Origin of the sequence: Phenylobacterium conjunctum (assembly GCF_042679085.1) — a bacterium.
Lineage (GTDB): Bacteria > Pseudomonadota > Alphaproteobacteria > Caulobacterales > Caulobacteraceae > Phenylobacterium > Phenylobacterium conjunctum.
On the sequence record NZ_JBHTLQ010000020.1, the window covers coordinates 29,244 to 48,148 of the forward strand.

At 67.8% G+C, this 18,905-nt stretch carries 16 protein-coding genes; 6 read left to right on the plus strand and 10 right to left on the minus strand.

Features of this window, described 5'->3' with window-relative positions; genetic code table 11:
* Positions 1–33 precede the first annotated feature (33 nt).
* The 7 genes from ACFQ27_RS10535 to copC all read right to left on the minus strand — a co-directional run bounded on the left by ACFQ27_RS10535 (position 34) and on the right by copC (position 8,225).
* Positions 34–3,150, minus strand: a complete 3,117-nt coding sequence (locus tag ACFQ27_RS10535) for an efflux RND transporter permease subunit (RefSeq protein WP_377353565.1) — start codon at positions 3,148–3,150, stop codon at positions 34–36.
* A complete protein-coding gene (locus ACFQ27_RS10540; RefSeq protein WP_377353566.1) occupies positions 3,147–4,649 on the minus strand; it encodes an efflux RND transporter periplasmic adaptor subunit in 1,503 nt (500 codons plus the stop codon). The genes ACFQ27_RS10535 and ACFQ27_RS10540 overlap by 4 nt, the downstream gene beginning before the upstream one ends.
* A gap of 106 nt (positions 4,650–4,755) precedes the next feature.
* Positions 4,756–5,982 carry a TolC family protein gene (locus tag ACFQ27_RS10545; protein ID WP_377353567.1) on the minus strand — a complete coding sequence of 409 codons (1,227 nt, stop codon included), beginning with the start codon at positions 5,980–5,982 and terminating at the stop codon, positions 4,756–4,758.
* A gap of 122 nt (positions 5,983–6,104) precedes the next feature.
* Positions 6,105–6,350, minus strand: coding sequence for a hypothetical protein (locus ACFQ27_RS10550; protein WP_242562165.1), 246 nt, complete (start codon positions 6,348–6,350; stop codon positions 6,105–6,107).
* 124 nt (positions 6,351–6,474) lie between these two features.
* A complete protein-coding gene (locus tag ACFQ27_RS10555; protein ID WP_377353568.1) occupies positions 6,475–6,840 on the minus strand; it encodes a hypothetical protein in 366 nt (121 codons plus the stop codon).
* 89 nt (positions 6,841–6,929) lie between these two features.
* A complete protein-coding gene (gene copD / locus ACFQ27_RS10560) occupies positions 6,930–7,859 on the minus strand; it encodes a copper homeostasis membrane protein CopD (RefSeq protein ID WP_242562163.1) in 930 nt (309 codons plus the stop codon).
* A 3-nt stretch (positions 7,860–7,862) separates the two neighbouring features.
* Positions 7,863–8,225 (minus strand): copper homeostasis periplasmic binding protein CopC, encoded by a 363-nt coding sequence (gene copC, locus ACFQ27_RS10565; RefSeq protein WP_242562162.1) that lies wholly within the window; start codon positions 8,223–8,225, stop codon positions 7,863–7,865.
* Between the two features lie 305 nt (positions 8,226–8,530).
* On the opposite strand from copC, the gene ACFQ27_RS10570 reads away from it, so the two are divergent.
* From ACFQ27_RS10570 to ACFQ27_RS10590, 5 genes are all read left to right on the plus strand, one after another.
* Entirely contained in the window at positions 8,531–8,998 is a 468-nt protein-coding gene (locus ACFQ27_RS10570) for a DUF305 domain-containing protein (protein WP_272886651.1), read from the plus strand.
* Between the two features lie 802 nt (positions 8,999–9,800).
* Positions 9,801–11,060, plus strand: coding sequence for a type II toxin-antitoxin system HipA family toxin (locus ACFQ27_RS10575; protein WP_242562160.1), 1,260 nt, complete (start codon positions 9,801–9,803; stop codon positions 11,058–11,060).
* A gap of 294 nt (positions 11,061–11,354) precedes the next feature.
* Positions 11,355–12,707, plus strand: coding sequence for a phenylacetate--CoA ligase family protein (locus ACFQ27_RS10580; RefSeq protein ID WP_377353569.1), 1,353 nt, complete (start codon positions 11,355–11,357; stop codon positions 12,705–12,707).
* A 234-nt stretch (positions 12,708–12,941) separates the two neighbouring features.
* Positions 12,942–13,349, plus strand: coding sequence for a hypothetical protein (locus ACFQ27_RS10585; protein WP_377353570.1), 408 nt, complete (start codon positions 12,942–12,944; stop codon positions 13,347–13,349).
* 9 nt (positions 13,350–13,358) lie between these two features.
* Positions 13,359–13,871: a DUF302 domain-containing protein gene (locus ACFQ27_RS10590; RefSeq protein ID WP_377353571.1), complete on the plus strand. Its 513-nt coding sequence runs from the start codon at positions 13,359–13,361 to the stop codon at positions 13,869–13,871.
* A 38-nt stretch (positions 13,872–13,909) separates the two neighbouring features.
* Here ACFQ27_RS10590 and ACFQ27_RS10595 read toward each other — a convergent pair whose 3' ends face one another.
* The 3 genes from ACFQ27_RS10595 to ACFQ27_RS10605 all read right to left on the minus strand — a co-directional run bounded on the left by ACFQ27_RS10595 (position 13,910) and on the right by ACFQ27_RS10605 (position 17,641).
* Positions 13,910–14,488 carry a hypothetical protein gene (locus ACFQ27_RS10595; protein WP_012520514.1) on the minus strand — a complete coding sequence of 193 codons (579 nt, stop codon included), beginning with the start codon at positions 14,486–14,488 and terminating at the stop codon, positions 13,910–13,912.
* On the minus strand, positions 14,485–16,692 hold the full coding sequence (locus ACFQ27_RS10600) for a class I SAM-dependent methyltransferase (RefSeq protein WP_041374519.1): 2,208 nt from the start codon (positions 16,690–16,692) through the stop codon (positions 14,485–14,487). The genes ACFQ27_RS10595 and ACFQ27_RS10600 overlap by 4 nt, the downstream gene beginning before the upstream one ends.
* Before the next feature lie 76 nt (positions 16,693–16,768).
* Positions 16,769–17,641 carry a cation transporter gene (locus ACFQ27_RS10605; protein WP_012520512.1) on the minus strand — a complete coding sequence of 291 codons (873 nt, stop codon included), beginning with the start codon at positions 17,639–17,641 and terminating at the stop codon, positions 16,769–16,771.
* Between the two features lie 165 nt (positions 17,642–17,806).
* Here ACFQ27_RS10605 and ACFQ27_RS10610 point away from each other — a divergent pair, with 165 nt between their 5' ends.
* On the plus strand, positions 17,807–18,892 hold the full coding sequence (locus ACFQ27_RS10610; RefSeq protein ID WP_377353572.1) for a c-type cytochrome: 1,086 nt from the start codon (positions 17,807–17,809) through the stop codon (positions 18,890–18,892).
* The last annotated feature ends 13 nt before the right edge of the window (positions 18,893–18,905 follow it).

The following is an 18,905-nucleotide window of genomic DNA, read 5'->3' on the forward strand; positions in this document are numbered from 1 at the left end:
GACCGGGAACAGAGCAAGCGAACGGCGACGCCGCTAAAGGCGCCTGCGCCGTAGCAGCAGATAGCCTGCGGGAATGACCAGCATCGAGAGGAGGGGCGCAGTCAGCATCCCCCCGATCATGGGGGCGGCGATGCGGCCCATGACCTCCGAACCCGCCCCATGACCGATGAGCATGGGCAATAGGCCAGCGATGATCACCGCAACCGTCATCGACTTCGGCCGGACCCGAAGCACCGCGCCGTCCCGAACCGCCTCTTCAAGATCCTGTCGGGAGGGGTTCGGCCCACGCGCCTCGAGGGCATGTTTAAGGTAGATGAGCATGACGACGCCGAATTCGGCGGCGACCCCGGCCAGGGCGATGAACCCGATGCCGGTCGCCACGGACTGGTGGAAGCCCAGCAGGTAGAGCGTCCAGAGCCCGCCGGTCAGGGCGAAGGGCAAGGTCCCCATGATCAGCGCCGCTTCATCCAATCGGCCGAAGGTGACGTAGAGCAGCACAAAGATAATCAGCAGGGTGGCCGGGACGACGATCTTCAGCCGCTCGACGGCGTGCTGAAGGTACTCGAATTGGCCCGAATAGGAGAGGCTGATCCCCGGCGGAACCTTGACGTCCTTGGTGACCGCCACCTGCAGATCCTTGACGACGGACGCCAGGTCGCGCCCGCGCACGTCCACATAGATCCAGGTCGAAGGCCGGCTGTTCTCACTCTTGAGCATCGGCGGCCCCTCGGCCACCTCGACCTTCGCGACCGTGCCCAGGGTGATCTGTTGCCCCGAAGGCGTGAAGATCGGCAGGGCGCGCAGCTCGTCGAGGCTGTCGCGAATCTCACGCGGATAACGCACATTGATCGGATAGCGCGCCAGGCCTTCGACCGTCTCACCGACGTTTTCGCCGCCGACGGCCCCGCCGATGATGTCCTGGACATCGGCGATGTTCAGTCCGTAGCGAGCCGCCGCGGTGCGATCGATGTTCACATCCACATAGCGGCCGCCGGTGAGCCTTTCCGCAAAGGCCGTGCTGACGCCGGGAACGGTCTTGGCCACGGTCTCGATGCGATGCGCGATCGCGTCGATCTGGCTGAGATTGGCGCCGGAGACCTTTACGCCGATCGGGCTCTTGATGCCGGTCGCGAGCATGTCGAGCCGGTTGCGGATCGGCGGCACCCAGACATTGGTCAGGCCCGCCACCTTCACCTTGCTGTCGAGTTCCTCGATCAACTTGTCTGGTGTCATGCCTTTGCGCCACTGGCTCTGGGGCTTGAACTGGATCACGGTCTCGAACATCTCCAGCGGGGCCGGGTCGGTCGCGCTCTCCGCGCGTCCGGCCTTGCCGAAGACGGTGGCGACCTCAGGCACGGTCTTGATCATCCTGTCGGTCTGCTGGAGCAGCTCGGAGGCCTTCGCGGCCGACAAGCCCGGCAGGGCGGACGGCATGTAGAGCAGGTCGCCTTCGTTCATGGCCGGCAGGAACTCGCCGCCTAGGTGGGTGAGCGGCCAAGCCGTGGTCGCGAAGGCCAGGAGCGCCGCGAGCAGCGTCTTCCTCGGGTGTTTCAGAACCCAGTTGATGGCGGGTCGATAGAGGGCGGTCAGCCCCCGGTTCAGGAAGTTCGAATTCTCCGGCGGGATGCGGCCGCGGATCAGGTAGCCCATCAGCACCGGCACGAGGGTGATCGACAGGATGGCCGCGCCGGCCATCGAGTACGACTTGGTGAAAGCGAGCGGCTTGAACAGCCGGCCTTCCTGCGCCTGCAGGGTGAACACCGGCACGAAGGACAAGGTGATGATCACCAGGCTGAGGAAGAGCGCCGGCCCCACCTGGGCGGCGGCTTCCGTGATCACCCGCCAGTGCTCGGCGCCTTTCAGCTTCTCTCCGGGATGTTCGTGCTCCCACTGCTCGATATGCTTGTGCGCGTTCTCGATCATGACAACGGCCGCGTCGACCATGGCGCCGATGGCGATGGCGATGCCGCCCAGCGACATGATGTTGGCGTTGACGCCCTGCACGCGCATGACGATCAGGGCCATCAAGACGCCGATCGGCAAGGACAGGATCGCGACCAGGGCGGAGCGCATGTGCCAGAGGAACAGCGCGCAGACCAGCGCCACGATGATGAACTCTTCGATCAGCTTGCCACGCAGGTTCTCCACCGCGCGATCGATCAGCTGCGAACGGTCATAGGTGGTGACGATCTGGACGCCAGGCGGCAGGCTGTGTTTGAGCTCGTCGAGCTTCGTCTTGACCGCGGCGATGGTCGCCCGGGCGTTCTTGCCGGATCTGAGCACCACCACCCCGCCGGCCACCTCGCCCTGGCCGTTCAACTCGGCGATGCCGCGCCGCATCTCCGGCCCGATCTGGATGGTGGCGACATCGCCCAGGCGGACCGGGACCCCGCCGGCGGCGGCCCGCAGCGGGATGGCGCGGAAGTCGTCCAGCGACTGAAGATAGCCGCCCGCGCGGACCATGTACTCCGCCTCGCCCAATTCGAGGACGGACCCGCCGGCCTCCTGGTTGGCGCGCCGGATCGCCTCGACCGCCTGTTGCTGGGTGACGCCGTAGCCGGCGAGCTTGGTCGGCTCGAGGACGACCTGGTACTGCTTGACCATCCCGCCGATGCTGGCGACCTCGGCGACCCCGGGAAGCGTCTTCAGCTCGTAGCGCAGGAACCAGTCCTGCAGGCTGCGGAGCTGCGCCAGGTCGTGGCGGCCGGTCTTGTCGACCAGGGCGTATTCATAGACCCACCCGACCCCGGTGGCGTCCGGCCCCAGCGAGGCCTTTGCCGAGGGCGGGAGCCGGCTTTGCACCTGGTTGAGATATTCGAGCACCCGCGAGCGGGCCCAATAGAGGTCCGTCCCCTCGTCGAAGATGATGTAGACGAAAGAATCGCCGAAGAATGAATAGCCGCGCACCGTCTTGGCGCCCGGAACCGACAGCATGGTCGTCGCCAAGGGATAGGTGACCTGGTTCTCGACAATCTGAGGGGCTTGGCCTGGATAGTTCGTCCGGATGATCACCTGCACGTCGGAGAGGTCCGGCAGGAAGTCGACGGCCGTCGACTTGACCGCCAGTCCGCCGGCGACGGCAATGGCCAGGACGGCCAGGAGGACGAAGAAGCGGTTCCTGACCGACCAGCGAATGATCGCGGCGATCATTGACCGGCCTCCTTGCTGAGGCGGCGCAGGGTGGGACCGGACGCCGGCTGGTCGAAGGCGAACCGCACGCGGTCGCCCTTCTTGATACCCTTCAGCAGCGCTGGATGCCCGACGCGGAACGTCATGGTCATGGCGGGCCAGCCGACGGCGGGGACCGGCTGATGGGAGATCGTCACGCCGTCGATGCCGATCGACTCGATGTGGCCGGTCGTTTCGGCCAATCCGGCCGCGGCTTTCGGGGCGGCCGTCGGGGGCGCGGGCATGGTCATGCCGCCGCCGATCGGGCGGGCCTGGACACCGGAAAGGCTGGCCTCGGAATCGATGAGGAACTGGCCGGAGGCGATGATACGCTCGCCTTCGGAGAGCCCGGCCAGGATCTCGGTCTTGTCACCGCCGCTCTGTCCGACCTGCACCTCGGCCGGCTGGTAACGGCCGCCCGGCAAGGCCAGCATCACAAGGCTGCGCTTGCCCGTGCGGATGATCGCTTCGGTGGGAACAAGGATCGCGGGCCGTGCGGTGGAGGTGAGTTGGACGTTGGCGAACATGCCCGGCTTCAGCCGACCGCCGCGGTTCGGCAGCTCGATGCGCACCTGCAGCGTTCGGCTCTCCACCTGGGCCTGCGGCAGGACCGCCGTCACCCGTCCCGAGAAGGTCTCCCCGGGGTAGGCCGCGAGGGTGGCGGTGACCGGCTGCCCCGGCTGGACCTGGCCAGCCATCGCCTCGGGCACGGCCGCGTTCAGCCACACAGTGCCCAGGCCGGAGATCTCCGCCAGGGTTTCGCCGGCCGAGACCGACATGCCGCTGCGCACGTTGAGCGTCTTGATCACCCCGCCGATCGGGGCGGTGACGGTCACCACATTGCGGGCGCGCCCGCTCTGGTCGATCTGGCGGATGAGCCCAGGCGACATCCCGAGCAGTTGTAGCCGCTGCTGGGCGGCGCGGATGAGCGCTGGATCTCCCGTCCGGCGCACCGCCAGGTACTCCGCCTGCGCGCCGCCCCACTCCGGGACCAGGAGGTCCGCAAAGGCCGCGCCAGCTGGAATGATGTCGCCGGGCGCGCGGCCATAGACGCGTTGCACGAAGCCCGCCGAGCGCGGCTGCACGATGGCGACGTCGCGCAGATTGAAGTCGATCGTGCCGGTCGCCGTCACCCCGCTGGCGAGTTCCCCGCGCGTGGCGGTCGCGATCCGAAGCCCGAGGTTGGCGACCTTGGCGGGATCGATCTTGAACCCGACCGCGCCGGCGCCGACGCTCTCGTCGGCGTACTTGGGCACCATGTCCATGCCCATCGGCGACTTGCCCGGAGCCGGGAAGTGCTGCTGGGGAACCATCGGGTCGTACCAGTAGAGAACCTTCTTGCCGCCTGGGGCGCTGGCCTCGGATGCGGCCTGTGGCCGGAGTTTCAACTGGGCGAGGCCGTAGCCGGTCGCTGCGGCGACGATGGCGATGACGCCGGCGACCGAGAGGGTTCGGAGGTTTGACTGTGATGCGGAGCTCATGGCTGGCGGCTTTCGTGGGTGGTGCTGGCTTGGATGTGATCGCTCGGATGGGTGTGTTCTGCGGCGCACCGGACAGGGTCGGGCCGCCTGAAGGCTGAGGCAACGCTCATGGTCGGTCGCTCGCGTAGGTGAGCACGAGGGTGGCGGCGTCGGCGGCGACCGCCGCCTCGCGGTCCAGCAAGGTGAGCTGGGCGTTGGCGAGCGCCGTGAAGGCCTGGAGCACGTCGGTCAGCCCGCCGCGGCCCGCGCCGTAACTGGCCGTCTCCAGGTCGGCGCGCCGCTTGGCGAGCGGCAGCAGCACGTCCTTGGCCCGGCTCCATTGGTCGTGACGCATTAGGTAGTCGGCCAGCCCTGCCTCGAGCTGGGCGGCGAGTTCGCGACGGGTCGCCTCGGCTTCGGCCCGACTTTCGGCCGCCGCGGCGAGTTTGGCCGCGATGATCGGGTCCTGCCGCCGGGCGGCGAACAGCGGCAGGGTCACGGTCACGCCCGCGGAGATCATGTCGCCGAACATCGGGTCTCGGCGCTGGTAGGCGAGCTCCCAGCTCCAGTCGGGGCGCTTCTGGGCGCGGGCGAAGCGCACTTCGGCCTGGGCTTGCGCGGTCATCGCCGCCCGCTCCGCCAGCCGCGGGTGGCCGGTGAGCCCGGCCCGCAGTGCGGTGGCATCGACCTCGAACCTCGGCGGGGATCCGGCGACGTCGGCCTGCGGATCGCCCGTCCAGCGCACGAGGTCGGCGCGCGCGCGTCCCACGGCGGCCAGGATCTCACTGCGCCGGTCCTGCAGGTCGGCCCGCATCTGCTCGACCTCCAGGGACTGCGCGGGCCGCGCCGCGCCCGACGCGACCGTGGAGGGGGCGCTGTTCCACAGGGGATCGAGGCTCTTCGCCAGCTCGTCGATCGCCGACAATCGACGTTCGGCATAGTAGAGGTTAATCCAGGCGAGGGCCGTGGCGGTGCGCACATCGCGGGCTCCGACCTGTGCGGCGGCCCCGGCGGCCTGGATGTCGGTCTGGGCGCGGGTGCGTTCGGCGGCGCGTTTGGCCCCGTTCGGCATGTCCTGCATGATGCCGACCCGCGCCATGGTCATGCTTTCCTTGTTGAACCGTCCGGCCGGTGGACCGGAGACGGGGAAGTTGTCGAGTCCGAAGGCGATCTTCGGATCGGGAAGCGCGCCCGCGGCGCGCGCGGCGGTGCGCGCGCTCTCGATCTGCAAAGCGCGGGCCTGGAGGCTGGGCGAGGTCCTCTGGGCTGCGTCGAGCGCGGCGGCGTAGGTCAACGGCGCGGCCTGCGCGCCGCTGGCCACCAGCAGACTGGCGAGGGCGATGGGAAGACGCATGTTCGGGATCCGAAGGGGCATGGAGCAAAGCCGGTCGGGACACGCCGGCGGAGCGCGGGGCTCCGCCGGCGGCCCGTCAGGACCGCGCCCAAGGGGATAAGAGGACGCGGCCCCTTGGCGGTTCAGCCGTTGGGCGTCTGTGACGCCGGGCCCTGCATCATCGGGCAGGGGCAATCCTTGGCGGCGACGGCCGCGTCAGGTTTGGCGGTTCGGATCACCGGTCGGAAGACGTCGTGCGGGTTGGAGGGCGGGGGCCCCACCCGGTACTCATATTGCCCGTCTGGAGCCGAGGCCGCGAGGGCGGAAGTGCTCACGGCGGTGAGCGCGGCGACGCAGGCGGTCGCGGCAAAGAGCTTGGAAAGGTTCATCGTAATCGTCCTGAATGACTGATGAGGCCGCGGGATTGCGGTCCTCTAGCCCACATGCGTCACGGCCTCAGAAGAGTGTCGGCCACGACCTGTGAGCGGGGCCCGCGCAGGTCGCGCGGACAGTTCAGGCGATCGATCTCGGTGGTCGCTCCGTCCGGGGCGGCGGGCGAGACTTCAACGGCAAGACCCGCTCGGCGACAACCAACGCCTTCGGCCGTGGGGCGACATAGACGTTCGCGGTCGGCAGCGCTGCGGTGACGCCGCACATCGTGGCGCAGGCCTGCGCGCATGCCTTGCCGTCCATCGCCTTCTTGCCGTGGTCGCAGCATGGGTCGGGGGCGTTTGGCGCGGCGTGATCGGCCGCCGTCGCCGCCATTACCATGCCAGCCATCTCGGCGCCCGCCTCGACGCACGATCGCTGGGCGGCGGCGGCGGCGGCCGGGCTGTAGAGCAGGCCCAAGAGGGCGAAGAGGACGAGGAGACGCCGCATCGCCGCGGAACCTACGCCGGCAAAGGGTCCAAGTCGACAGCCGCCCCGTTTCGGCGCGGCTGCGCCATGGCGGGAGGAGCGGCGGGCGTTCATTGCGCGGACACCGGCGCGAGCATGCCCAACCAGGCGATCACGCCCAGCACCAGGAAGGCCAGCGCCGTCTCGACCACAAGGCTTTGACGCAGGGCGGCCAGCGCCTCCTGTCGAGTTTCGTTGTTCTCTAGAGCGGCGCCGAGAGCCGGGGTCAGGCGGAACCGATTAGCCGCAGCCAATCCCAACATCCCGGCGAACAGCACCAGCTTCAAGAGGAGGAGTTGTCCGTAAGGCGTCGTCCAAAGGCCGCTGATGCGCGCAGGGCCCACCAGGAACCAGCTGTTGACCAGGCCTGTGCCGACAAGGACCGCTACGAGCCCGGATCCAACGCCGGCGAAGCCGTGGAGGGCTCCATGCACGGCGTGATGATTTCTTGCGTCGCCCGTGGTCGGGTGAAGCAAGCCGAAGAAGACCACCAGCGCACCGATCCAGACCCCGGCCGCGAGCGCGTGAAGAATGTCGGCTGTCAAATGAACCGGGCCGCCCGCTCCTTCGCTCGCCGCGCCATGGCCCATCCAGGCGAGACTGGCGCTGACGACAGCGCCGAGGGTGGTGCAGAGCCAGAACAGGGGCCGGCCAGGGCGGAGCACGAGCACCGCGCTGAGCGCCAGCCCCGCGGCGACCGCGCGGACGATCGCCGCCTTGCCCAGCGACATGGTGGTGACGACGGCGGTCAGCGACGACAGTTTCAGGCCCTCAGAAATCGATCCTGCGAGGACTGACGTCTGCGCCGCCAGGCCGAGCAGGGTGGCGCCCAAAAGGGCGCCAGCGCTCCATCCCAGTAAGGACCGGGACCAGTTCAATTGCGCCCCGGATCCAGGACCCGCGCTGGGCAGGGCGTAGATCAGGAAGAGCGATGATCCAAAAAGGATCATCGCCCCTGCGAACTGAACCAGCCTGAGGAAGATGACCGCAGGCTCAAGCACGTTCTATTTCACCGTAAAGGCGAGGTCGCCATTCATCTTGTGGCCGTCGGAGGACGCGGCATGCCAGGTGACCTTGTAGGCGCCGGCCATCAGCGCGCCCTGGGGCGTGCCGACGATGGACAAGCCGTCCTTCGAGACCGTGGTCTTCACCGGCATCTTCATGCCGCCGCCCATCTCCAGCTCGAATCCGGAGAAAGCCGGCGTCAGCTTTTCGTTGAAGGTGAGCGTGATCGTCTTCGGCGCAGCCACCGTAACATTGGCGGCCGGGTTCGACTTGACCAGGTGGGCGTGGGCCGAGGCGGTCCCGGCGACCAGCAAGGCTGCGCCCGCGACGAGGCCGGCGATGGAAAGGCTTCTGTGATTCATTGGGTATCCCCGAGGTTTGAACGCTGTCCCTTGAGAGAATACGCAGCGCCTTGCCATTTCCCCTCATGCGACCTCTGCGACCGCAGGACGCAAGTGGGAAGCCTGGGCACATAGTCCGCATAACGGGCCCGCCGCGCCTGCTGACCAACTTCCGATCCTGCGTGCTCTTGTGCATCGCGGCTCCGGCTTTGAACCTCGGCCATGAAGCGGCGTTGTAGTCGATAGATCTGCGGCGAAGCCACAATCTAGAAAATGAGTCGGACAGGAGAGGTGACGTGGAGGCAGAGCACAAGGGTGGGGGGTCAATGGATCGCCAGATGATGCAGCATCACTACAAGATGCTGGCGCTCAATCTCGCCTTGAGCTTCGTCATCATGTATGTCGCCATGTTCGCGATGATCTCGAGTTGGGGCGAGTTCGTTCAGAACATCAACTTCTTCTATATGGCGCTGGTGATGTGGGCGCCGATGGCGGTTGTGATGCTGCTGACAATGAAGTCGATGTACAAAAACACCAAGCTCAACCTCCTGCTGTACGTCGCCTTCGCCATGGTGTTCGTCCTTTCGTTCGCAGGAATACGCGCGCAGGGGTTCGTAGGCGACCGGCAGTTCGTTCGATCAATGATACCGCACCACTCCGGTGCGATTTTGATGTGCAGCCAGGCACCCATCAAGGATGCTGAGATCCGCGAACTTTGCTTCGGCCCCAATGGGATCGTGGAATCCCAGAAGCGCGAGATCGCGCAAATGAAAGCTATTCTGAAGCGCCTTTAGCTTCACGCGCCCAAATGCTCTTGTTTAGGTCGGCCAGCCTCACGATCGATCTCCCCGCCAGCTCAGCCGTCGCCGCGCGCGGGCGACTAACGGAGCGCCGGCTGAGCGGTTGGGCTCACGCGCCAGATGGATCAGACACCTAGTGTCCTGGTTCAGAAGTTCGTTGGGTTATTGTAGACACAGAAGCGTTCGATGGAGGCGAGGATGTCATCGGCGGACATGGTCCACGTGAAGCGCTTTGGATCGGCGTTGTGGGCCTCGATGAAGAAGTCGCCGACGGCCCTATGAGGCCAACCATCAACTTTGCGTTGGCCGACAACGCTCGCGGTCTGGCGACGCTCCGCTATGCGCCACACCCCCAAAGCGGCGCAGTTTGTACCCGACCTCACTAATGCGACGCACCGGCGCGGCAAGCTGATTCCGAAACGGGCCATGTTTGGCCTATTTGGTTGACAAAATAGGTGTAAACGGCCATATACGGCCTCATGTTGAAGACCCCACAGGAGCTCCTCCATGAACTCGGCGAGGCTATCCGGGCACGTCGGATCGGGCAGGGCTGGTCACAGAATGAAGCCGCTTCGCGGGCCGGCATCGGTCTTCGCACCTGGCGGCGCCTGGAAATCGACGGGCAGGCGACGATAGACACCCTGGTCAATGCCGCCATCGCCCTGAGGTGCGAGGAGGGGCTGTCCCAGCTCTTCCCGGCGCCGGCCGCCAGCAGTCTCGACGATCTCCTCACGCGACAGGCTTCAGCGGCGAAGCCCAGGCCCCGTCAGCGCGCGCGCCGACACGGAAAGTCCCCATGAAGCTGGCGCCCGGCACGCCGCTCTCCATCTCGCTCGCCTTCGATCCGATCCGGCCGCGCCTGCCTGTCGGACGCCTCGCCATCGACGCTGGCCTGGCGCAGCTGGAGTGGTCCCGGGAGGTGATCGCGCGCAAGCTGATTGTTGCGGGGCTCTTGTACCCGCCCGAGGTCGGGCTGCAGGCGGCGCGCGGACGCGCCTTTGACGGGCTTCACGGTTTCCTTGCCGACAGCCTGCCCGAGGGGTGGGGCTACCTGTTGATGCGCAAGCGCCTCGCCAAGCTGGGCGTCGACATCGCGAGCCTGACGCCGCTGGAGCGTCTCGCCCTGATCGGCGATCACGGCCGCGGCGCCTTGGTGTTCGAGCCCTCGACCACGCCGCCCGAGGATGTGGAGACTCTGGATCTCGACGTCTTGGCCGAGCAGGCCACGGCGCTGCTGACCGGCGAGGAAGCCCGTTTGGCCGACACCCTGGCGGGCCTGGCTGGCGGCTCTGGCGGCGCGCGGCCGAAGGTGCATGTGGGTTTCGATGGCCAAGGGGGCGTCTCGGTGGGCGAGGGGGAGATCGCGGCCGGCCACGTCGCCTGGCTAGTGAAATTCCGCGCGCCCGAGGACCCGATCGACATCGGCCCCATCGAGGAAGCCTATGCCGCGATGGCCGAGGCGGCCGGCTTAAAGCTGAGCGCGCACCGTCTGATCGAGGCCCGACATGGCCCCGGCTATTTCGCGGCGGAACGGTTTGACCGGACTGATGGCGGAGGACGACTGCACATGTTGTCGTTGGCCGGCGCCATCGAGGCGCCCGCCAGCGTGCCATCGGCCAGCTATGACATGTTCCTGCGAGCAACGAGGGCGATCACCCGCCGGGCCGACGATGTGGCGGCGGCGTTCCGGCGGATGGTGTTCAACGTCCTGACCTCCAACCGCGACGACCACACGCGCCAGCACGCCTATCTGATGGATTCTGCGGGGGACTGGCGGCTGGCGCCAGCCTACGACTTGACCTATTCGCCAGGGCCCGGCGGCGAGCACTACATGGACATCGCGGGCGAAGGGCGACGGCCGACACGCGCCCATATCACGGGCCTTGGCGAAAAGCACAGTTATACCCCCAGACAGGTCTCCGCGGTGATCGACGAGGTCCGAGCTGCGGTCGCTGATTGGCCCACGCTCGCGAAGCAATCCGGCGTCACCGTGGCCTCGGCCAGGACCATTGGCGAGGCGCACGCGAGGGTCTGGGCGGATTTCGAGCCGAGGTAGAGGACGTGGAATTATCGATAATGTCGAAAACTGGGCTGGCCCGGGCCCAAAAATTGTTGCGCCTAAGGTTCGTTATCGGAAATTGCCAAGCAATATCAGCAACATAGAGCGAGACAGAAATACCCTCTTCTTGAATGACGCGCCAGACGCTTGGCGAGAGCGGATCGATCCGGCCGCCTCGGGGCCAGGCTCCTCGCGAAGTTCGTTGGCCGCGGTCTGACGTGCGCGAATAAGCGGCTTGATCCTCTAGCGGCTTGAGGTCGTAGGCTTCCCGGCCTTCGGAGGCCGAACCTGATGGCCGAGAGCATCCTGCTCGATACGCGCAGAGCCGCCAAAGCCGATCGGGCGGGCATTGAACGCCGCCAGCGCGCCCGCCTCGCCGACATGGTCGCGTTTGCGCGCCAGCATTCGCCCTACTACCGCGAGCTCTACCGCGATCTTCCGGACCGCATCGAAGATCCGTGCGGCCTCCCGGTCACTGATAAGAAGACGCTGATGGAGCGCTTCGACGACTGGTGCACAGACCGCGCGGTAACGCTCGAAGCCGTGGAGGCCGTCGTCGACGACCCGGCTCGGATCGGTGAGCGGTTCCTGGGAAAGTACACGCTCTACACCACGTCGGGCACGACCGGTCGGCGCGGGATATTCCTGGCCGACGATCGCACGATGGCGGTCGTGACCGCGATGATGCTCCGCTGGATCGGTGGCTGGCTGAGTCCCGGCGATATCCTCAGGATCATCGCGCGGCGCGGGCGGACTGCGATGGTCATGGCGACGGGCGGCCACTTCGCCTCGGCGGTCGCCGCCGCCCGCCTCAAAAAACGGCAGGGGAAGCGCCTCGAGGTGCTTTCGGCCCACATGCCGATGACTGAACTGGTCGATCGTCTGAACCGTTTCCAGCCGGCGATGCTTGCGCCCTATGCCAGCATCGCCGCTATGCTCGCCAACGAGCAGGAGGCCGGCCGGCTCGCCATCCATCCCGTGCTCCTGGCGCTTTCGGCCGAGGGCCTGCCACAGGCCGAATACGGCCGGATCGCCCGGGCGTTCGACGCCAAGGTGGGCAACAGCTACGCCGCCTCGGAATGCGTGTTCATGAGCGCGATGTGCGGCGAAGGCTGGCTGCACGTCAATGCGGACTGGGTGGTGTTCGAGCCCGTCGATGCGAACCATCAACCCGTCGCGCCAGGCGAGCCGTCGCACACGGTCCTGATCAGCAACCTCGCCAACCGCGTGCAGCCTATCCTGCGCTACGACCTCGGCGACAGCGTGGTGCAGCGGCCCGACCCCTGCCCATGCGGGAACCCCCTGCCCGCAATCCGCGTGCAAGGGCGCTCCGCCGACGTTCTCACCTTCCGCACACCGCGCGGCGAGGTCAGAATTGCGCCGCTGGCGCTCAGTCAGCCGATCGAAGCTGTCCGCGGGATCACGCTCTTCCAGATCGCGCAAACCGCGCCGGAAACGCTCGAATTGCGCCTGCAAGTCGCGTCGACGGCGAACGAGGACGCGGTCTGGCGCGAGGCCGAGACTGGCCTGCGCAAGGTGCTTGCCGCGCACGGGCTCGAACAGGTCGCGCTCGAGCGCGGCGGCGACCCGCCGGAGCAGGGGCATGGCGGCAAGTTTCGCGAGGTTATCCCGCTCGCGGACTGATCCCTGGCGGGCTCGGACAGCTACTCACCCTGCCTGAGCCGCCGCGCTACGACGACCCGTCCATAGGCGCCGACGTTGGCCGGGCGAGGAGTTGGTGAGCTGTGGCCGAACCGGCCTTTCCCGCTCTCGCGCGCAGGCTTGATCTCGGTCAAGGCGGCCGTTGCCGCGCGGCGCAGGATTGTATGGAGCCGGCGAGGTGGGCTCCCCGGACATCCCGAGCGGAGGTGTACTCAAATGTGTCTATCGACAACCGCATACGCCTTCGCGGCGACGGTGGCGGCCTTCGGCCTGGCTGGCGGCGCCCTGGCGCAGCCCGGACCGGGCATGATGAACCACATGAGCGGCCATCCCATGATGATGCATCGCGGCATGATGATGGGGAACGGGAACTGGTGCGGCGGCTGCGGCTACATGGGTCCCGGCTGGTCCTCGCAGCGTTCGAACCTGAATCTCAGCGCCGCCGACGTCAGGGCGTACATGGAGCGCTACCTCCAGTACGAGGGCAACCCGCGGGTGAAGCTGGGTTCCGTGAAGGAGACGGACGCCAACACGATCACCGCCGACGTCGTGACCACGGAGGGCGCGGCGCTCGTCCAGCGCTACGTGTTCGACCGTCAGACCGGCGCCTTCCGGCCCGGCTAGGAGATCGAAGTGGCCTACTACTTCGCGACGACCCTGCCCGTCGCCTTTGAGGAAGCCGTGCAGCGCGCGACCGACGCCCTGAAGGCGGAGGGGTTCGGCGTGATCACGCAGATCGATGTCCGGGCGACCTTCAAGGACAAGCTGGGCGTCGATTTCCGCGACCACCGCATCCTCGGCGCGTGCAACCCAGCCATGGCGCATGAGGCCCTTCAGCTGGAAGACAAGGTCGGCGCGATGCTGCCGTGCCACGTCGTCGTGCAGGCGCTCGGTCCTCGGAGGACGGAGGTGGCGGCGATCGATCCGGTCGCGTCGATGCAGGCCATCGACAATCCGCAGCTGAAGCTGGCCGCGGCCCAGGTGCAGGCGCGGCTGAAGCGGGTCGTCGAAGGCCTCAGCGCCGCCTGTCCCCTCCTGGAGCAGGAGCTCGATCGGGAGCTTGCGGATGGCGGCCCGGCGGGCGATCCGCCCTCGCTCACCGAACCCGCCGGCGGGGCCCGCGACTGCTGCGGACCCGCCCCCTAGGCCGCCGTGATCGCCTCGAAGGAAGCGCAGGAAGTGGCTCAACGCGTGGCGAGGACGGCCATGTCCGATGCCATGTCGAGGAGAACCCATCCATAGGCGCCGACCGCCGGAAGCGCCGTCGTGGCGATGCCGAACGCGCGGCCGCCCGCACCACGCGGATAGCCGCGCAGGAAGGTCGCGCGCCCGAGGCTGAACAGGATCACGGTCGCGACAATATAGGCCAGCGCGGCCTCGCCGCCGACGGTGGCCAGCGCGAGCATGCCGACGCTCGTGATGAACGCCTGTTCGAGGGTGTTCTGCAGGAAGGCCTTCGGCACCGCCAGGCGCCGGCTCGGCGGTCCGTAGGCCGAACCGGCGTTGTCCTCGGCGGACCTGAACCGCACCTTGGCCACCATCCGCACGCCCAGCACGACCCAGAGCGCAATCACGAGGTCGGCCCTCAGCGCGAAGGCGAGACGCTCGTCGAGGGCTTCCGGAAAGGTGAAGATCCTGGGCAAGCCGAGGCTCGCGAACACGAGAGTGGGCGCGCAGACGGCGAAGGCCAGGAGAGCCTGCCGGACGACGGCCCCCTGCTCCTTCGGGAGATCAACATGCGGCGGCGCGAGCGGCTGTGTCATCTCCTTGGCCTCCTTGGACGCGCCCACAGCCGGTAGGTGTCCCCGAAGACCTCGGGATGCTGGAGCTCGTGGCGGTGCAGAGCCTCCAGGTCGCGAAGCGCCCCCCGTCGCGGGTTTTCCGTGAGGTATCGCGCCTCGTCCGCCGCATGGCCGAACCGCACGCCGAGAAACTCGAGGCCGGCGGCGCTCAGCAGCTCGCCGATCTGAGGGAGCGTGAAGCGATGCTCGTGGACGTGGAACAGCAGGTCCCGACAGTCGGAGAGCGTCCAGAAGTCGGAGGCCGGGCTCATGACCCGTTCCAGGGCCGGCGGCGCGCCGTCCAGCATGAGGTCCCGCCGCAGGGCGCGGATTCCATCCGCGTCATCACGGTAGCCGGAAGCCGCGATGTGGGCGCGCGCCGCGGTCACCGCCCGCCGGCCGATCTCGCTGTAGAGGCCGACGAAGAGGAACCCGTCGGGTCTGAGCAACGTGCCGAGGACCTGCAATCCCGTCGCCGGCTCGGCCATGTGATGCAGCACCCCGAAGCTGTCGATCAGGTCGAAGCGCTCCCCGAGCGACGGCAGGTCGAGGATGTCGGCTTGCAGGTGTTCCATTTCGGTGAGCCCGTAAGCGCGCGCCTTGCGCATGGCGTAGCCGAGACTGGCGGCGCTGAGGTCGATCGCCAGGATCGAGGCGCCGCGGTAGGTGGTCGCCACGCGCATGGTCTCGAGGCCCGTGCCGCAGCCGGCGACCAGCACGCGGGGGCGGGCGAGATCCGGGATCTCCCCGGCCGGCAGGTCTGGCAAGGCGCTCTGGATCGCCCTTCGGAAGGGCAGCGGCTCGCCGAAGCTGCAGCGGGTCCAGCGCGGGTAAGGGTTCTGCTCGTACTGTTGCTGGACGGTGCGCGAGATGGCGTCGGTCGGGGGTTTGAGAATCTGCAGCTTCGCGCGCAGTGCGGCTTCCTCCGCCGGCTCGCTGAGCTGCTCGCGAAGGAGGTCTGCGAGCGCCGGCAGGGCGGCGCTCTGGAGACGCGCAGCGAGCGGCGTTGTGGCCAGCGGGCGATAGGCCGCGACAATCGCGATTTTGGTGAGATCGCCGCCCTGCTCTCCGATATCGTCACGATCGAGGGCCGTGATCAGATTGGCCACACGGGCCTGCTCGTCCGACGCGGCGAACAGGACATATTCATTGAGGAACGCCTGCCGGGCCAGCGCGGCGGCGAGGCCCAGCTCCTCCTCCAGGACTCCGGGGTCCGCCTCGGCAAGATCGAGAAGATCGCTTCGTAGCTGCACGAGCGGCAGCTCGATCGCGACATCCGGGATCGGCGCGCCCGTCAGGAGGGTTCGGAAGAGCGGATCTTGCACGAGCCGCGTGGCGGTCGCGGCCTCGCGCTCCAGCGTCTGCGCAGTCTCACGCGGAGCCCCCACGATCGACTCCAGCAGCCGATCGATCTGCGGCTCCTGCCGCAACACCGCAATGGCCGCCGTCGCCAGGTTACGGGGATTGACGTCCGGCCGGTCGAACAGCTGCAGCAGGATGTTTCGGAAGCGGGCCGTCGCGGGCGCCACCCGCGTGTGTCGAAGCGCGCCGGCCAGTCGCCGCCAGGCCTCGGCGTCCCCCGGCGCTGCTTCGACGGCTTGGGCAAGCAGGGCCAGCCCATCCGGGCCTTGACCGAGCTGCAGGCGCGCCAGCCCGAGGTTCGCCAGCAGGATCGCCCGCAGGGGATGGCCCGCCGGCGCGGCCTTGCAGCCGGCTTCGAAGCGCTCCGCAGCCGCGGCGGCGTCGCCCTTCTGGAGGCGCAACAGGCCCAGACCGTTGAGCGCGGCCAACATTGCGGGCGCTCGTTCCAGAGCGGCGCGGTAGCAGCGCTCCGCCTGCGTCCCCTGCCCCATCAGACGGTAAGCGTCGCCGCCAGAGGCATGGGCCTCGGCGAAGTCGGGTTTCAGAGCCGCGGCCTGTAGGAAGAACTTCGCCGCCGCCTCGTAGGCCTGCAGCCGGCGATGAGCTTCGCCCAGATTGAATTGGATGAACGGGTTCTTCGGCTGGCCGCCTGCCGCCTGTTGAAACCATGCGATCGCCTCGGCCGAGCGCCCGGTGTTCATGGCGACGGTGCCGAGGACGTTCAGCGCCGAGGGGTCCAGCGGCTGGGCCGCAAGAACCTTTCGGGCATAGAGCTCGGCCTCGGTCCATCGACCGGCGTTCGCGTGCGCGACCGCCTGCTGCAAGTCGGCCAGGACCTGTGGTGGCGGACCGTCTGGCGCCCGGGCCCGCACTGGAGGCGAAAGCCGTCTCATCCGACGTTCACGCGGCGCTCAGCGACCGCGCTTCCCGCAGGTCCGTGCGGGCGTCGCGAATGATCGACCAGGCGGACTGGAGGAAGAGCCCCGAAATGATCACCGCCACCACGAGATCGGGCCAAGCGGTCCTGGTCCAGAACACGAGGCCAGCGGCGATCACGACGGCGAGGTTGCCCAGGGCGTCGTTGCGCGAGAAGAGCCAGACGGCGCGAACATTGGCGTCGCCGGCGCGGTGTGGGATCAAGATGAGCGCCGCTGCGACATTGGCCACGAGCGCGATGACCCCAAACACGCCCATGAGCTCGGCTTCCGGCTGGTTCAGGACGAGGACGCGGTAGGCCGTGTTCAGGAGCACGCCCACGCCCAGCGCCGCCAGGAAGAGACCTTGGATCAACGCCGAGCGGGCCCGCCAGACGAGCGACCAGCCGATCGCCAGCAGACCTAAGAACGTGATCAGTCCGTCACCCATGAAATCGAGGGCGTCGGCCTTCAGCGCCTGGGAACGGGCGACAAACCCCGCGACGATCTCCACCAAGCCGTAGCCGACGTTGATCAGCACCACGATCCAGAGGGCCCGCCGGTAGGCCGGCGTGATGTGGCTGAGGTCCTTTGGAAGCTCATCCGGGTCGGCCGTCGCCGGACTTCCTTCGCGATCAAGATGGTAGCCGAGCTCCGTCACCGTCGCCTCCACCGCCGGCGAGCGCCTGGCCGCGTCATCGACCTTCACGGTCATCATCGAAGAGGCGATGGAGACACGCGCCTCTTCCACACCCGGCAACTTGGTAACGGCGGCCTGGATCTTTTCGGCGCAGCTCGAACAGTCCATGCCGGTGACCCGGTAACGGAGCGTCCCTGCGGCCGCCGTCGTACTCGACATGCGAATTCTCCTGACCGGGGCACCCTACTTGATCTAGCGGCTAGAGGATCAAGCCGTTGCGGCGCGTTTTTTCGCAGGCTCGCGGAGGCGCCTCTTGATCCTCTAGCGGCTTGAGCATGCATCCTGTTGTTGAGACCTATTCGCAGTCGCACTCAGGACGCTTCGATGCTGGCGCTCGCTCGCCTCTTCCTTGCGGTCGCCCTGCTGGCGGTCGCGAATCTTCCCCAGGCCGCCCGGGCCCGAGACGCCACCCCCTCGCCGGAGGTGGCTTGGCGCCTGCTGGACTATATCGCCGTGGATTACCCCGGCGCCGTCTCCAAAGGCCGGATCATCAGCGAGGCCGAGTATGCGGAGATGCGGGAATTCTCCGCCTCCGTGCGCAGCCGCATCGGCGGCCTGCCGGCAAGTTCGGCGAAACCGCAGCTCCTTACGGAGGCCAACGCGCTCATCGCATCGGTGGATCAGCGCGCGGAGCCTGCGGACGTGGCGCGACAGGCCCGGACCCTCGCAACCGATCTACTCAAGGCCTACCCCGTGCCGCTGGCGCCGCAGCAGGCGCCGGACCTCGCCCGGGGGGCGGCCCTCTATGCCGAGCAGTGCGCGTCTTGTCACGGCGCCGGCGGTAAGTGTGACGGTCCGAACGCCAAAGGGCTGGAGCCGCCGCCGATCGCCTTCACCGACCTGGCGCGCGCCAGGGAACGCAGCCTCTTTGGTCTCTACCAGGTGATCGGTCAGGGGCTCGACGGCACGGCGATGGCGAGCTTCGCCCATCTGTCGTCCGAAGACCGCTGGGCCCTCGCCTACTATGTGGGGAGCCTCGCCTATTCGCGAGAGGCCGAGCGGGCCGGCGAGCAGGCTTGGCGCGCCGGGCCACAGATGCGAGGCGTCGTGCCCGATCTGCAGGCGCTCACCCAGACCACCCCCGCGGCGCTCGCCGCTCGCGTGGGCGAGCCGCAAGCGAACCAGCTCATGGCCTATCTGCGCCGTCATCCGGAGGCTGTGGCGACCCAGTCAGCCGGCGGTCTGGATGTCGCGCGCCAAAAGCTCGCCCAGAGCCTTGCGGCCTACCGGGCTGGCGATCGCAAGCGGGCGGAGGAGCTGGCGCTGTCGGCCTATCTCGACGGCTTTGAGCCTGTCGAACCTCTGCTGCGCGCGCGCGACGGCGCGCTGATGGCCAAGGTCGAGGGCGCCATGGGCGAGCTGCGGGCGAGCCTTAACCGCGGGGCGCCGCCGGCCGAGGTGGCCGCGTAGGTCCGCGGGCTCG

Excerpts from the sequence above, each read along its gene's own strand:
- ACFQ27_RS10535 (WP_377353565.1), bottom strand. The coding sequence starts at position 3,150 with ATGATCGCCGCGATCATTCGCTGGTCGGTCAGGAACCGCTTCTTCGTC.
- ACFQ27_RS10555 (WP_377353568.1), bottom strand. The coding sequence starts at position 6,840 with ATGCGGCGTCTCCTCGTCCTCTTCGCCCTCTTGGGCCTGCTCTACAGC.
- ACFQ27_RS10595 (WP_012520514.1), bottom strand. The coding sequence starts at position 14,488 with ATGACACAGCCGCTCGCGCCGCCGCATGTTGATCTCCCGAAGGAGCAG.
- ACFQ27_RS10570 (WP_272886651.1), top strand. The coding sequence starts at position 8,531 with ATGGATCGCCAGATGATGCAGCATCACTACAAGATGCTGGCGCTCAAT.
- ACFQ27_RS10580 (WP_377353569.1), top strand. The coding sequence starts at position 11,355 with ATGGCCGAGAGCATCCTGCTCGATACGCGCAGAGCCGCCAAAGCCGAT.
- ACFQ27_RS10550 (WP_242562165.1), bottom strand. The coding sequence starts at position 6,350 with ATGAACCTTTCCAAGCTCTTTGCCGCGACCGCCTGCGTCGCCGCGCTC.
- ACFQ27_RS10605 (WP_012520512.1), bottom strand. The coding sequence starts at position 17,641 with ATGTCGAGTACGACGGCGGCCGCAGGGACGCTCCGTTACCGGGTCACC.
- ACFQ27_RS10585 (WP_377353570.1), top strand. The coding sequence starts at position 12,942 with ATGTGTCTATCGACAACCGCATACGCCTTCGCGGCGACGGTGGCGGCC.
- ACFQ27_RS10610 (WP_377353572.1), top strand. The coding sequence starts at position 17,807 with ATGCTGGCGCTCGCTCGCCTCTTCCTTGCGGTCGCCCTGCTGGCGGTC.
- ACFQ27_RS10575 (WP_242562160.1), top strand. The coding sequence starts at position 9,801 with ATGAAGCTGGCGCCCGGCACGCCGCTCTCCATCTCGCTCGCCTTCGAT.
- ACFQ27_RS10545 (WP_377353567.1), bottom strand. The coding sequence starts at position 5,982 with ATGCGTCTTCCCATCGCCCTCGCCAGTCTGCTGGTGGCCAGCGGCGCG.
- copC (WP_242562162.1), bottom strand. The coding sequence starts at position 8,225 with ATGAATCACAGAAGCCTTTCCATCGCCGGCCTCGTCGCGGGCGCAGCC.
- ACFQ27_RS10540 (WP_377353566.1), bottom strand. The coding sequence starts at position 4,649 with ATGAGCTCCGCATCACAGTCAAACCTCCGAACCCTCTCGGTCGCCGGC.